General features: G+C 68.4%; 9 protein-coding genes. 4 read left to right on the top strand and 5 right to left on the bottom strand.

What is annotated here, in order from left to right; translation table 11 throughout:
- Positions 1–130: 130 nt before the first annotated feature.
- Positions 131–1252, bottom strand: a complete 1122-nt coding sequence (locus tag ABZ855_RS37425; RefSeq protein ID WP_360814643.1) for an amidohydrolase family protein — start codon at positions 1250–1252, stop codon at positions 131–133.
- 1251 nt (positions 1253–2503) lie between these two features.
- On the opposite strand from ABZ855_RS37425, the gene ABZ855_RS37420 reads away from it, so the two are divergent.
- Complete coding sequence (locus tag ABZ855_RS37420) at positions 2504–4669, top strand: MMPL family transporter (protein WP_360814640.1); 2166 nt, start codon at positions 2504–2506, stop codon at positions 4667–4669.
- A 273-nt stretch (positions 4670–4942) separates the two neighbouring features.
- On the opposite strand, the gene ABZ855_RS37415 is transcribed toward ABZ855_RS37420, so the two are convergent.
- Both ABZ855_RS37415 and ABZ855_RS37410 read right to left on the bottom strand, forming a co-directional pair.
- Entirely contained in the window at positions 4943–6391 is a 1449-nt protein-coding gene (locus ABZ855_RS37415) for a HAMP domain-containing sensor histidine kinase (RefSeq protein WP_360814638.1), read from the bottom strand.
- Positions 6388–7080 (bottom strand): response regulator transcription factor, encoded by a 693-nt coding sequence (locus tag ABZ855_RS37410; protein WP_360814636.1) that lies wholly within the window; start codon positions 7078–7080, stop codon positions 6388–6390. The genes ABZ855_RS37415 and ABZ855_RS37410 overlap by 4 nt, the downstream gene beginning before the upstream one ends.
- Before the next feature lie 345 nt (positions 7081–7425).
- On the opposite strand from ABZ855_RS37410, the gene ABZ855_RS37405 reads away from it, so the two are divergent.
- Complete coding sequence (locus ABZ855_RS37405; RefSeq protein ID WP_360814634.1) at positions 7426–8031, top strand: dihydrofolate reductase family protein; 606 nt, start codon at positions 7426–7428, stop codon at positions 8029–8031.
- A 1265-nt stretch (positions 8032–9296) separates the two neighbouring features.
- On the opposite strand, the gene dctA is transcribed toward ABZ855_RS37405, so the two are convergent.
- Positions 9297–10676: a C4-dicarboxylate transporter DctA gene (gene dctA, locus ABZ855_RS37400; RefSeq protein WP_360814632.1), complete on the bottom strand. Its 1380-nt coding sequence runs from the start codon at positions 10674–10676 to the stop codon at positions 9297–9299.
- Complete coding sequence (locus tag ABZ855_RS37395) at positions 10673–11791, bottom strand: PrpF domain-containing protein (RefSeq protein ID WP_360814630.1); 1119 nt, start codon at positions 11789–11791, stop codon at positions 10673–10675. Before ABZ855_RS37395 ends, dctA begins: the two co-directional genes overlap by 4 nt.
- Positions 11792–11923: 132 nt before the next feature.
- On the opposite strand from ABZ855_RS37395, the gene ABZ855_RS37390 reads away from it, so the two are divergent.
- Both ABZ855_RS37390 and ABZ855_RS37385 read left to right on the top strand, forming a co-directional pair.
- Entirely contained in the window at positions 11924–12829 is a 906-nt protein-coding gene (locus ABZ855_RS37390) for a LysR family transcriptional regulator (RefSeq protein WP_360814628.1), read from the top strand.
- Positions 12830–13250: 421 nt separating this feature from the next.
- Positions 13251–14666 (top strand): non-reducing end alpha-L-arabinofuranosidase family hydrolase, encoded by a 1416-nt coding sequence (locus tag ABZ855_RS37385; RefSeq protein ID WP_360814626.1) that lies wholly within the window; start codon positions 13251–13253, stop codon positions 14664–14666.
- Positions 14667–15102 lie beyond the last annotated feature (436 nt).

Raw genomic sequence — 15102 nt, 5'->3', positions numbered from 1 at the left:
GGACACCGACCCGCCCTCCGAACTCCAGGCCCTGATCGACGCGGTCACCACCGGACACGGCATTGACCTCTACCTCCGGATTTAACGAACTACCGGTAGGTGGGCATCCATTTCTGTCGACGCTGGCGCTTCACTTCACGGGCACTTTTATTCCGAACAGTTTTTCCGCATTTCGGAACGCAATTTTTTCCTTGGCTTCGCGTGGCAAGTCGACTCCCCGGAACCAGTCGGTTTGATTTTTCATATCAGCAAACGGGTAGTCGGTTGCAAACATCACTCGATCCACACTCATGTAATTCAGCAGGAGATCGAGCAGTTCCGTCTGGGGGAATGCGCTGGTTGTGAACCAGAAATTGTCATGGAAATACTGCTCGAACGGCTTGTTCAGGCTTTTCTCGGTCACTTCGCTCATCTTCTCCACGACCCGCTTGTAGAAGAACGGAAGCCCCTCTCCCATATGGCCGATGATAATCTGAAGCTTGGGATGCCTGTCGAATACTCCCGAGGTGATCATTCGGAGGCACTGAGTAACGACTTCCTGGTGCCATCCATATGCAGAGATGCTGAGAACCTGGTCCTGGAATTCCCTCTGGTATTCCGGCAGCATATTGCTGTAGTAGATTTCGAAAACCTCGTCAGGCGGCAGGCCCGGATGGATGTATATCGGCACATCAAGGGCTTCGGCGCGCGCCAGCAGGGGCTCAAAGTCGGGATGGTCGAGGAATTTTTTCCCGATAATTCCATTGGTCAAACATCCCAGGAAGCCATCTTCCCGAACTGTGCGTTCCAGTTCGTCTGCCGAGGCCTCCGGATTCTGCAGGGGCAAGGTTGCAAATGCCTTAAACCGCCCCGGATAGGTGGCCATCGGCCCATCGACGAGCATCTTGTTGAGGCGATACGCAAAATCAATTCCCCTCTGACCTTTGACATTCTGCACACCTGGCGTATGGGCGGAGAGGATTTGAACGTTGATCCCAGCCTCATCCATTGCGCCGATGCGGCGCGGGCCGAGCTCGGCAAGACCAGTATCTTCGAGGAACAGCCTGTCGTTCAGCACCATCAACTCATGGGTGGAAAAGGTCTCTTCCGTGCCGATGAAGGGCAGGTCCTGGTCCCGCAGTGAAATGTCCGAAGTCCGGTCCGAAGTCTCGTTCTCGTTAGCTGCCGAGACGATGGCATGCGTGGACAAGCCGGCGCCAACTCCAAGTGCCGTGGCGGCGGTTAGAAAGCTGCGGCGTCCCATGGGCTTCATGTCAGTCCCTCTTCAGGTGGTGTTTGTGTGGTGCGGTATCCGTGCGGCATCCGTCTGCGAGATGCTTCAGATCGACCCTTCGTCGTTACCAGGCGCGTGCGTACACGTCGGCGTAGTGCACGATGGCAACGTTCTCCGGTGCGAATTGGGTCCCGGTCAGGAACGCCGTCCTGGTCAAGGCTTCGGCCATCCTCAGGTCGAGAAACCGCTCGCCGGCGCGCAGCGGCTGTGGTGGAGCTGACGACCCGCCAGCGTGCGCGCTGTGCGGGCCGGCCGCGGCGCGCCCGCACTGTCATCGGCGTGCGACCCGCGGGCGGCCAGAGGGAACCCCGTCGCAAGCGCCCTGGTGGCCGCCCCGAACCTCAACCGCCCGGGCGGCGCTTTCCCTGACGGCGCTGCGTCGGCTGCCATCACTCGCCTCCTACATACGGGTTGCATCGCCTATTACGGGTTGCACCGCCTGTCTGGATGCCTACTTCCTACCGAGCGAACCTGAGACGAACGTTAGGACCCGTCCTTAAACCATCGCGATGCAGAGGCCGGAGGGAAGCTCGACGGCCGCCGCTGTCGCATATGGCTCTCGTCGCCCCGTCGATCCATGTTGTGTACCGGTGCGCGAGAATCCCTGAATGCGCTTGACCGATGACACGATGCCGGTCGCTCTCTGAAGCGGAACTCCTTGCCGTGCTTCGGCGGTTGCCCGCCCTGGGGACAGGCCAGGGCGTACTCCTTGATCGAGGGCTTCGGCAGCCGCATCGCCCGGTCGCTGCGGATCCGCCCCACCAGCCCGACAAGAGCCCTGATGCGACCCGGCCCGCAGACAAAGGGCGCTGTCAGAGATGTTCTCCGACCTGCGGACTTCGACGACGCCCACCGCATTGCGCCGCCGACCCGCTCCACGGCATGGGTGCCCGATACGACCTGGGCGACGCCCACCAGTTCGTCGCCACCCTGTTTCCCGTCGACCGTGCGGAGCCGCCGCGACGCCGCGGCCGCGTGGAGGGGACGGGTCAACACCGTCACCGCCCGCACGGGCCGGGTGGACGTCGATGCGTTGCTCATCCGGCCGGCGGCCTCGTCGCCTGGGCCTCGCCCACCGGGCAGGACCTCGACGCCACCACGCCGGTGCGTGCGCTGGGCACACCGTTCGGCCAACCAAGCCTGAGCACCGTATTAACAGTGGTCTCAGGTTCGCTCGTTAGGAAGTAGGTCGTCGCAGAAGCGATGTAACGCGTAGGTAGGAGGCTAGTGATGGTAGTCAACGCAGGGCCGTCCGGAAGAGCGTCGGCCGGTCGGTTGGCAGGCCGGTGGGTGCCGTGGTTAGTGATTGGTTTGTGGTTGGCGCTGGCAGTGTTCATGGTGCCGCTGAGCGGAAAGCTGAGTTCGGTCACCACCGACAGTGCCGCGGACACCTTGCCGGCCAGCGCCGAGTCCACCAAGGTCGCGGTATTGGAGGACAGTCTCCCCGACGGTGATGACAACACGTTCGTCTTCGTGTACCACCGCGCCGGCGGCTTGACCAATACCGATCGCGCGACGGTCGAGCGCCACTACGACACCCTTTCCAAGCGGTACCCGCCGAAGGAGGCGGCCCGGGTCGGCGGCGGCGGCGAGGAGGAGCAGGAGGAGGGCCCGCCGACGAGTGCCTCCAGCGACGGCAAGGCGATGATGTTCACCCTCGATGTGAGCACGACCTACGGCGCACCGGAGGACATCGTCGGCCCGTTGCGTGACGCCGCGAAGGACCGCCCCGGCGGCCTGGAACTCGACGTGACCGGCCCGGCCGCGATCGACGGCGACATGGACGCCGTCTTCGACGGCATCGACGTGCAGGTCTTGCTCACCACCATCATTGTCGTCACGCTCCTGCTCATCCTCACCTACCGCAGCCCGGTGTTGTGGCTCATCCCGCTGGTGGCCGTGGGCGCGGCCGCACTGACCGCGATGGCGACCGTCTACCTGCTCGTCAAGGGCTTCGGCCTCGTGGTCAACGACCAGAACTCGGCGCTGCTGACGATCCTGGTGTTCGGTGTCGGCACGGACTACGCGCTGTTGCTCATCGCTCGATATCGGGAGGCACTGCACCACCACGAGAACGTCCGGGTCGCGATGGTCCACGCGCTGCGCAGCGCGGCGCCGGCCATCGTCGCGTCCGCGGCCACCGTGATCGCCGGCCTGCTCTGCCTGCTCGTCGCCGACCTGAACAGCACCAGCGGGTTGGGCCCGATCGGCGCGGCCGGCATCCTGTGCGCGCTGGTGGCCATGCTGACGCTGTTCCCGGCGATGCTCGTGGTGCTCGGCAGGCGGATCTTCTGGCCGGCCATCCCGCGGATCAACACGGTCGTAGAGGAGAAGCCGGGACTGTGGGGACGGCTCGGCGCCGCCATCAGCCGCCGCCGGTGGGTGGCGACGCTCGGCTCGCTCGGAGTCCTCGGCGTGCTCGCCCTCGGGCTGGCGGGCAACACCGGCAACCTGCGGGAGCAGGACCAGTTCCTGTCCGCCCCGGAGTCGGTCACCGGCTTCACCGTTCTCCGCCAGCACTTTCCGGAACTCGGCGGCCAGCCGATGACGATCTTCACGCGGCCGGCGTACCAGGAGCGGGTGCTCGACATCGTCAAGGACACTCGCGGTGTGGCCCTGGCCGTCCCGGGCCAGACCAGCGGTGGCTGGGCCGACATCTCCGTGTTCCCGAAGGACGCGCCGGACACCGTCGCTGAATACGACACGATCAAGCGGGTGCGCGCCGCCGTGCACCCGGTGAGCGGGGCGGAGGCGATCGTCGGCGGGCCGAGCGCGGAGAACCTCGACACCGAGGTGACCACCAGCCGCGACGAGAAGCTGGTGATCCCGCTGGTGCTCGTCGTCGTCCTCATCGTCCTCGGGCTGCTGCTCCGGGCGGTCGTGGCCCCGCTGGTCCTGATGGCCACCGTGATCGTCTCGTTCGCCGCGGCCTTCGGCGGCAGCGTGTTCGTCTTCGACACGATCCTCGGGTTCAAGGGCATCGACAATTCGGTGCCGCTGCTGGCATTCCTGTTCCTGGTGGCGCTCGGCGTCGACTACAACATCTTCCTGGCCAGCCGGGCCCGCGAGGAGACCGTACGCCTCGGCACCACAAAGGGCATGCTCAAAGCTCTCTCCGCCACCGGTGGCGTCATCACCTCGGCAGGCCTGGTCCTGGCGGCCACGTTCGCGGTCCTCGCCACACTTCCGCTGGTGATGCTGATCGAGGTCGGATTCCTGGTCGCCTTCGGCGTGCTGCTCGACGCCCTGCTGGTGCGGTCGGTCCTGGTGCCCGCCCTCACCCTGCTGATCGGCCGGCGGATCTGGTGGCCGAGCCGGCTGTCCCGGCCGACGGCGGAACTGCCGGACGGTCAACAGCCGCTCGTCGGCGACGAGGAGCCCGCGCTGCAACGGTGAGCGCGGCGGCACGGACGAGATCCGGGACGGGCCCCCAGGCCCGTCCCGGATCTTTTCATGGGCTCGACGGTCGCCGCCCTATGGTCCTGCGCCACGCGCCGGGGCTGGGGTCGGCGTGTCGTGGTGTCCTGCCTGGTGGTGGGCCGCTTGTCCTGCGCCGTGCGGCCGGGGCCGGGGTCGGTGCATCGCGGTGTCCTGCCCCGGCGGTCAGCCGCGCGGGGCCATTGCCCAAGCGCCGTCGTCCGCTGTCCTGCGCCGCGTCGCCGGGGCGGGTCAGCGCGCCGCGCTGTCCTCCCCGGCGGTGAGCGGCGCGATCGGGGCGGGCGGGGCCGCAGCCGGAAGGTCGATGCGAAGCAGCGCGCCACCGCGTGCGGAGCGGGCGACGGTGGCCCGGCCGCCGTGGGCGTCGACGACCCGCTGCACGATCGACAGCCCCAGACCGGATCCCGGCAACGCCCGGGCGCTGTCGGCACGGTAGAACCGGTCGAACACCCGCGGTACGTCGGCGGCGTCGATGCCCGGCCCGGCGTCGTCGACCTCGAGCACCGCCGACGCCTCCTCGGCACGGAGCCGGACTTGGACCGGCTGGTCCGCGGGGGACCACTTGCCGGCGTTGTCGATGAGGTTGAGCACCGCCCGCTGGAGCGCGGCGGGACGCCCGCTCACCCATACGGAGGTCACGTCGAGCGCGACCTCGACATCGGGCGTGCGGGAACGTGCCCGGGTCGCGGCGGCCACCACCACGTCGGCGAGGTCGAGCAGCTCGGTGTTCTCGTCGCTGACGTCACCGCGCGCCAGGTCGGTCAGCTCGGCGACAAGGGTGCTCAACTCGGCCACCTGGGCGCCGAGATCGTTGAGCAGCCGGGTCCGGCTCTCCGCCGGCAGTGCGCTGTCCAGGGTGCCGCGCCGATCGAGCCGGATCAGCAGCTCGACGTTGAGGCGCAGGCTGGTGAGTGGGGTCTTGAGCTCGTGGGTGGCGTCCTCGGCGAGCAGCCGCTGGGCCCGCCGGGAGTCCCGGAGCGCGGCGAGCATGTCGTTGATCGACCGGATTAGCCGCCGGATCTCCCCACCGCCCTCGTCCGGGATGTCGGCGTCGAGATCCCGGGTCTGCGCGACACGTACCGCGGCGGCGGTCAGCCGGTCGATCGGTGCCAGCCCGGTCCGCGCCACGGTCCGCCCGACAAGGGCGCCGCCGGCCGCGCAGAACAGCCCGATCAGCAGCATGCCGAACCCGAACTGGTTGATCGGGCTGTCGTCGGCGACCTGGGCCACCTGGACCGCGCCGTCACCCGCCCGCAGCGTGTAGATGAGGTAACCCTCCTCGCTGTCGTTCGACTCCATCAGGTCGGCCGACGTGCCCTGCGCCACGCGCTCGGCCTGCTCGCTGACGGGGGGCAGCGCGGGTTGGCCGGCCGGCGTCCGGGTCGAGCCGTCGGGCAGGATGACCCGCACCAGCCGACCGGATCCGGGATACGGCGGTAGCTGGACCTGCGCCGGACCGGCGCGCTGCGCGTCCGTCGCCAGGACGCGGGAGTCGGCGCGCAGCTGATTTTCGGCGGTGTCCCGCAGCTCCCAGTCCATCAGCTCGCTGGCCACCTGGAAGGCCACGAACACGCTGACCGCGATGGCCGTCGCCGCGATCACCGTCAGCCTGCTCCGCAGGGACCGCCGACGCCACCACCGGGTCAGCCGACGCGGTTCCCGGCCGGCCGGCCGGCTCACGGAGGAGTCTCCCGCAACGTGTATCCCAGGCCGCGCAGCGTGTAGATCAATCGCGGCTCACCCTCGGCCTCCAGCTTGCGGCGCAGGTAACTCACGTACACCTGGAGGTTGTTGGCGGTGGCGCTCATGTCGAAGCCCCAGATCGCCTCGAACAGCGCGTCGCGGGTCACGACCCGGGTCGCGTTGCTCATGAGGACCTGCAGGAGTAAGAACTCGGTCCGGGTCAGGCGCAGCGGCCGCTCGCCCCGCCATGCCTCGAACCTGTCGGGATCGAGCCGTACGTCGGCGAACGACAGGATCTGCGACTCCTCGTCGGTCGGCGTGCGCCGGCGCAGCAGGGCCCGTACTCGGGCCAGCAACTCCTCGGTGGCGAACGGCTTGGGCAGGTAGTCGTCGGCGCCCGCGTCCAGCCCCGTGACCCGGTCGGAGACCTGGTCACGGGCGGTCAGCATCAGCACCGGCAGATCCCGACCCGCGGCCCGTAACCGCCGGCAGGTCTCCAACCCGCCCAGGCGGGGCATCATCACGTCGAGGATCAGCAGATCCAGCGTGTCACCGCCGGCCCCAACGACCCCGTCGAGCACGGCGAAACCGTTGGCGACGGTGCTGGTGTCGTAACCCTCGACCTGGAGCACCCGCTCCAGCGACTCACGGATGGCCGCTTCATCATCCGCGATCATGATCCGCACGCCGGCCCGCCCCCTTCCAGTCGATACTTTTGCCGCTCATTGTTGCCGATCAACCTGAGGCCAGGATTAGAGCGTCGCTGGGGACCGTGCTCTTGCGGATCCTTACGTGAGCGTTTGATTCCTGCGGGTGGGCTTCGTAGTCGCAGGTCAGGCGGCGGCGGTACATGAGCCGACCGAGGGGTGCTGGACGACTTCGAGGTCGATGCCGATGTCGGCGGCGTGCTCCGCACCGCCGACCTGATCGGCAGCAGCGTCACGATTTTTCTCGTTACTGCACAGCGCGGCCGATGAGTTTCTGGCTCTCGGCCAGTCCAAGCTCGTGACAGCCCAGGAAAGGACACTGCCATGTCGGAGCTTCTCGTCGACTTCATCACCTCCCTCGACGGCTACGCATCGGGAGAGGGATGGCCCGGGTTCTGGGGCCTCGAGGGCCCGGAGTACCTCTCATGGCTGGGCGAGCAGCCCGAGGCCACCTATCTGATGGGAGCGAACACCTACCGCCTGATGTCGGGCTTCGCCGCAGGCGAGGTCCCGAAGGGCCAGGACGAGTTCCGGCCCGAAGAAGAGGCGTCCGTCGACTCGCTCACGCAAGCGTCCAAGGTGGTGTTCTCCTCCTCCCTCGAGGAGCCCTTGACATGGGCCAACTCCACACTCGTCCGCGACGACGCCGTCGAGGCGGTCCGCGCCATGAAGGCGAGCGGCTCGGGGCTTCTCAGCACGATCGGCAGCCTCAGCCTGTGCCGGTCCCTGCTACGGGGTGGACTCGTCGACCGCTTCCGGGTCGTGATGTTCCCGGTGATCACCGGGGCCACGGGCGCAGAACGCATCTACGACGGCTATCCCGACATCGCCCTCGAGATGACCGAGCACCGCACCTTCGACGGCCGCATCCAGCTGGTCGAATACAAGCCCCGCGTGCTCGAGCACCCGCCGCTCGCCGGCCCTGCGTGACATCGCCCACGGCTCGGTGGCCTGCCGACGGGGATGCCCCATGACGCGGTCTGCGGGGTCCGCCCGTGCGAGGAGCTTCGGACCGCACCACCCGGACACCTTCGGCTCCCGCTGCAGCCTGGCGCTGCAACGGGGCCAGGCGGGATCCCCCGGAGAAGCGGTGCAAAACCTGGAACAACTCCTGCGTGACCAGCAGCAGCGTCTGCCTGTCGGGCATCCGAACGATCCCAGGTTCGTCACCAGGTCGCGGTCATGCGTCACCGGGCCGGAGACACCGCAGCAGCCACGTCCGCTCTTGGCGAAGTCCTCGTCGAACAGATACGCGTGCTCGGTCCCGGCCACCCCCGCACACGCGCAGCTTTCCATATGCTCGATGACCGCTCCCACCCAACGCGGGAGCAGCCGTTCGCTCGTGAGCCACCATGCCAGATCACGCTCCCGGTGATCGTGCAGATAGCAGGCCAGGATGGTGAGCCGCGGGCGGAACTGCTCCCCGCTCCACCCCATGCGCGTCGGCCGGGTGCGGCCCGCCGGTGCGGCCGACGCGTACGCGGCCGCGACCACCTGACGCGTGAGGTGTTCCTCTACCGCGTGCCGACAGTCGAACTGCTCCCCGTCCAGCAGCGCTCCAGGGTCCCGGCCGCCCCCGTGGTGCACCAGCCGAGCAGATGTGATCATCAGCGGTGTGGCCAGCCATGGCGAGCGGTCCGTTCGGCTCGGAGCGCAGTCGGGCGAAGACCGGGTCCCATTGGATGTCCTCCGGCCAGTCCACGGCCCGCAGATACCCGATGATGTCCTCGGTCGGGACGGGCAAAACCTCGACCACCGGAGCTCGCCGGTGCCCCGCCCCGGATCAAGTCCTCGTACTCGGTCGCCCGGCATGTCACGACTACGGGACGCTCCCCGCCGATCGCGTGGTTGATGCCGCGGATTGCGTTGCGGCGGGCCGATTCCGGGATCTCGTCGAGGCCATCGAGGACCAACAGCAGGCCATGGGAAAGCAGGGTGCGCGGAATCTCCGCGCGGCCGTTGCAGTACGGCTGCGCGAGGGTCCGTACGATCCAGTCGTCAAGGCGCTCGCGAACCGGGCCCAGGAGGAGACCGGAAGCAGAACGGGAACGGGACCGCCCGGCTCCCGGGCGGCGAGCAGGCTCCGCGTCGGCCGCCCCCAAGCGGGCGGCGACCTCGCCGACTCGGGCAGCGGTGCGAGCGCCGGTCCGGAGTCGGAGCTCCGGGCCGGCCGTCCCAGGGTTGCGCAGTGCGCGTCAGCCGATGGCGGGCATCGGGGCGGGGGCCGGTTCCGGCGCCGTCCTCGGGGCGTCGGCCTCGTCGGCGGGGGTGTAGGGGATCTCCCCGCGCAGGACGGCCCTGGCGCGGTCCTGGTCGAGCTGGCCCTCCCAGCGCGCCACGGCGATGGTGGCGACGCCGTACCCGACGGTGCTGGTCAGGGCGCGGGCCTCGGACATGAAGCGGTCGATGCCGAAGATCAGCGCCAGCGCGGCGACCGGCACGTGCGGGATCGCGCTGAGGCTCGCGGCCAGGGCGACGAATCCGGAGCCGGTGACGCCGGCGGCGCCCTTGGAGGTGAGAAGCATGACGGCGAGCATGGTCAGCTGCTGGCCGAGGCTGAGGTCGATGTCCAGCGCCTGGGCCAGGAAGACCGCACCCGTGGTGAGGTAGATCGCCGTGCCTTCGAGGTTGAAGGAGTAGCCGGCGGGGACCGTCAGGCCGACGACCGGCTTCGAGGCGCCGAGGTGGCCCAGCTTGCCGATCAGTCGCGGCAGGACCGGCTCGCTGGACGAGGTGCCGAGGACGATGAGCAGTTCGTCCTTGATGTAACGGATGTAGGGCAGCAGGCGCAGCCCGTTGAGGCGCATGACCGAGCCGAGGACGACCAGGACGAAGAAGAGGGCCGTGAGCCAGAACGAGGCGACCAGCAGGAAGAGGTGACGCAGGGTGTCCAGGCCGTAGTTGCCGATGGTGAACGCCATCGAGCCGAAGGCGCCGACGGGCGCGAGCCGCATGACCCAGCGGATGACGATGAACATCACCTTGGAGAGACTCTCCACCCCGCGCTTGATCCCCGTCCCGGCCTCACCGGCGGCCTGGATGCCGAAGCCGAAGATGATCGAGACCAGCAGTACCGGCAGGATCTCCTCGCCGGTCATCGCGCTGATGAGGGTCTGCGGGATGATCGAGAGCATGAAGTCGGCGAAGCTCTCGTGCTGAGCCGTGGCCGCCTCGGGCAGCCCCGACGTGCTCAGCGTGCTCGGGTCGACGTGCAGACCTTCGCCCGGCTTGACGACGTTGACGACGACCAGGCCGATGACCAGGGCGATCGTGGTCAGGATCTCGAAGTAGACCAGCGCCTTGAGCCCGACCCGGCCGACGGCCTTCATGCTCTCCAGGGAGGAGATGCCGTGGACCACCGTGCAGAAGATGAGCGGTGCGATGGTCATCTTCACCAGGGCGATGAAGCCGTCGCCCAGGGGTTTCAGCTCGGCGCCGAAGGACGGCCACAGCCAGCCCACGGCGGCGCCCGCGAGGACGCCGATCAGGCACTGGATGTAGAGGTGGGACAGCATCCGCCGGATGCGGCCCGGTGGTGTGGCGACAGTGGCCTGGGCAGCGTCTTTGCGGCTCATGCGGGGCGTCCTTCCAGGACGGGAACGAGGAGTTCGGCTCGGGCGATACGCCGGGCGGCGCGGTGCAGCAGCACCGTGGGGGACGCACTGTCCGGTGCGGGGACGGATTGGGTGGTGATCACGCCGGCGGGGGTGCCCAGGCGCAGCGTTCCGTCGGCGGTCTGCCGGGCGACGCGGTGGGCCAGTGTGGCGGGGATGGCGGCGGCGGTGGCCAGGGCGACGGCCGAGGTGAGGCCGATCGCCGGGTGCGGGGCGTGCATGGAAACCATGCGCACGGCCAGGTCGTACTCGTCCTGAGCGACCAGAACGCCACGGGCGGTCCGGTAGGAAACAGGTCGGGCCACCACGCCGACCTTCGGCACCGCGTGGCTGATCGGGTCGTTCTCGCCGACCAGGCCCATGGCAAGGGCCGCCTGCCGGCGCAACACGGTGAGGGCGGGCACCACGCCGACGAAGTCGTCGAGGGTCGCGGCGCCGTCGAGGCCGAACGTCTTGGCCTCGAAGAGCGCGGCGGGCGCCCCGGCGTCGACGCAGGACACCTCCACGGGTCCGCTGGGCCCGGGCAAGGTGTCCACGACTTGCCCCGTGGGCAGCGCCCGGCCGGTGGTGGAGCCCGCCGGGTCCTGGAACCCGAGCAGCACCGGCACTCCTGTTGCGTCGGTGCCCGGCACCCTGGCCGTGCCCTCGTCGGGAGCGGCGCTACCGGGGGTGGGGATGGTGCCGGTGAGGCGGGCTCCGGTGTTGACGTTGAGCATGCGGACGGTGGTGGACTCGGACGTGATCGGTACCAGACCGTGATGGACGGCGTACAGGGCGACGGCGGTGGCGCAGTTGCCGCAGTTGCTGGCCCACTCGACCCGCGCGTCGCCGATGCCGACCTGCGCGAAGGCGTACTCGATGTCGACTCCCCGCTGACTCGACGCCTCTACGACGGCTGCCTTGGAGGTGGTGGAGGAGGCACCGCCCACGCCGTCGATCTGGCGGGGGTCGGCAGCGTTGAAGGCCGCGAGCAGGAGGGTGTCGATGTCCACGCCGGTCGCCACCACGTCCTGGCGGTCGAAGATCCAGCACTTGCTGGTCCCGCCGCGGATCATCTCGCCCTGCAGACGCAACACAACAGACTCCTTGTGGATGCCCGGACGGCACTTCCGTGCGGGGTGCGATCCACAGTGGGCGACGGCATCGTGAAGTACAATCTCGGAAATCTCAACGGGTATTAAGTTGAAGTTAACGACAGGGGTGGCGCGATGCTCGACGTACGGCGCATCCTGCTCTTCACGGAGGTGGCCCGTCGCGGCTCCGTGTCCGCGACCGCACGCGCCCTGAACTACACCCCGTCAGCGGTATCGCAACAGGTCAGCCGCCTGGAGGGAGAGGCCGGACAACCACTGCTGGAGCGCCATGCGCGAGGCGTCACCCTCACCGAGGCGGGGCGCGCGCTGGCCGAGCGCGGGGAGCGGATCGAGCGCGAGCTGAAAGCCGCGGACAACGAACTCGCCGACTTCGCGGGACTGCGCACGGGCACGCTGCGTGTCGGCACGTTCCCCACCGCCGGAGCTTCCCTGCTGCCCCGAGCGGTGATCGCCTTCCGTGAGGCACACCCCGGCGTACGGCTGACCGTGCGCAGTGCCCGTATCGCCGGCCTCTGGTCGATGCTGGAGAACCGGGAAATCGAAATGTCCCTGATGTGGGACTACGATTGGTGCCGCATCGAGCGGGCGGACTCGGTCGTCACCCCGCTCACCGACGACCCTCCGGCGCTCCTCGTCGGCGGCAGTCACCCCCTCGCGGGCCGCGCCTCGGCCACCCTCGCCGACCTCTCGGACGACCCGTGGATCACCCGCGCCGACAACCACCCGGTGGCCGAGGCACTCGAACGCGGTTGCCGTGCTGTCGGCTTCGAGCCGCAGATCGCCTACGAGGCCCACGACTACCAGGAGGCCCAGGCCATGGTCGCGGCCGGCATCGGAGTCGCACTGGCCCCCGCCCTGGCCCTGGAGGGCCTCCGCTCCGGCGTCAGCGTCCTGCCCCTGCAGCCGCCCGCCCCGGTCCGCCGCATCCTGCTGGTCCGCATGGCCGACCACGCTCTCACCCCCGCCGCCCAGACCTTCGCGGGCCTGCTGCGCGAGAGTGCCGCGGTGCGGACCTCCTGAGCGTCCCGCGCACGCGCCCGGGTCCGGTTCCTTGTGGTCACAGGCACCGCAAAGGCTGCCGCGAGTCGACCTGTCCCTGCGCACTCACACTCCCTACACCCTTTCTACAGAACAACCCATGTTTGGCATGGTTATCCGAGAAACGACACCGCCTTCCGACGGTCGGAACGGGAATATTTGCCAGAGGGCTAGACACCGACCGACTCGTACCCGCTAATCCATCCCATGTATGAGTGAAGTGGATCGACGAGTGGGGCCCCAACTGCCCCATGCCTGAAGTAGAGCTGCCCGTACTTCGCCTTTCACCTGCACGACGTTTCGACCATTGTTCGACACCCCGAACACGCCCGGTTGTATCGCGCCACCGGCCCGACAGTGCGGTAGGCGCCGACCAGAACCGCGCACTCCGGAAAGAGGACCCATGCTCAGACGTACATCAGGCCGCAGGCATCTGTCCGTGGTGCTCGCGGCCCTCACCGCTGTAGCAGCATTGCTGGTGGCCGTTCCGGCACAGGCAGCCACCACCAGCGCTGTGCGCGGCGTCGGCTCCGGCCGGTGCCTCGACGTGCCGGGCGCGGCTCAGACCGACGGCACGAGCCTGCAGATCTACGACTGCTGGGGCGGGACCAACCAGCAGTGGACCCTCACGGACAACAACCAGCTGACGGTGTACGGCAACAAATGCCTCGACGTTCCGGGCCACGCCACCACGGCCGGCACCCGGCCGGTGATCTGGTCCTGCAACGGCGGAACCAACCAGCAGTGGCGGGTCAACTCCGACGGCACGATGGTCGCCGTGGAGTCCGGCCTGTGCCTGGACGTGTCGGGCAGCGCCACGGCCAATGGCACGGCCGTACAACTCTGGGACTGCAACGGCGCGGCCAACCAGAAGTGGAGCGGCCTGTCGGCGTCGGCGGGCGCCGCGTGCGCCCTTCCGTCGACCTACCGGTGGACCTCGACCGGTCCGCTGGCGCAGCCGGCGAACGGGTGGGCCGCCCTGAAGGATTTCACCACCGTGACCTACAACGGCAGGCACCTCGTCTACGCGACCGTCTCTGATGGGTCGTCGTGGAAGTCGATGGCGTTCACCCCCTTCGCGAACTGGTCGGACATGGCCTCGGCGGGCCAGACCCAGATGAACCAGGGCGCGGTGGCTCCCACCCTGTTCTACTTCGCGCCCAAGAACATCTGGGTGCTGACATCCAACGGGTGGGGCACCCCATGGCCGTTCGTCTACCGCACCTCGAGTGATCCCACCAACCCCAACGGCTGGTCCGCGGCGCAGCCCCTGTTCACCGGCAGTGTCCCCGACGGCAGCGCGATCGACCCGACCCTGATCGCCGACGGCCAGAACATGTACATGTTCTTCGCCGGTGACAACGGCAAGATCTACAGGTCGGCCATGCCGATCGGAAACTTCCCGGCCAGCTTCGGCTCGTCGTACACGACGATCATGACCGACACGGTGAAGAACCTGTTCGAGGCGCCACAGGTCTACAAGGTCCAGGACCAGAACCAATACCTCATGATCGTCGAGGCCCGCGGCGCGAGTGAGCAGCGGTTCTTCCGCTCGTTCACCGCCTCCAGCCTGAACGGCCCGTGGACCCCGCAAGCCGCCACCGAGAGCAACCCCTTCGCCGGCAAGGCCAACAGCGGTGCTACCTGGACCAACGACATCAGCCACGGTGACCTGGTCCGCAACAACCCCGACCAGACCATGACCATCGACCCCTGCAACCTGCAACTGCTCTACCAGGGCCTGTCCCCCAACACACCGTCAGGCACCCCCTATATTCAACTGCCGTACCGGCCGGGCCTGCTCACCCTGCAGCGCTGACCCCCATCACGGCAAACGGGCGCGAGGGGCGGTCGGTCCCACGCGCGGACGGTCGGTCCGCGCGTGGGACGAGCGGGACGAGCCCCCCATCCAACCTGCACCCCCGCCCCCAGGAAGCCCAGCCGCACGCCGGCCGTGCCCGGCAAGCACTCGTGGACGAGGACGCTGAATGAGCAAGCCCCGGGTGTTATTCATCTCCCTGGTCGCCGCGCTCGGGGCGACGGTGTCAGGTGTTACCCCCGCCTCCGCCGGCCCCGCGCCTTTGCGAGTCATGCCGTTGGGCACTCGTCCTGCGCGGACAGGAGAGCGGCCTCGACCGGCGGGGCTTCCTCCGCTCGCCGGCTCCGCGCCAACCGATGCAGCCCCGCCCGGTGCTCGGGCGGGCCTTCGGAGACTGGGATGTCACCGGCGGGCGCTCCGATGGTTTCCTCCGCTT

The organism is Streptomyces sp. NPDC047042 (assembly GCF_040644035.1).
Taxonomy (GTDB): Bacteria; Actinomycetota; Actinomycetes; order Streptomycetales; family Streptomycetaceae; genus Streptomyces.
The sequence above is the reverse complement of the archived record's forward strand: the minus strand, read 5'-3'. Positions and strand labels throughout refer to the sequence as shown.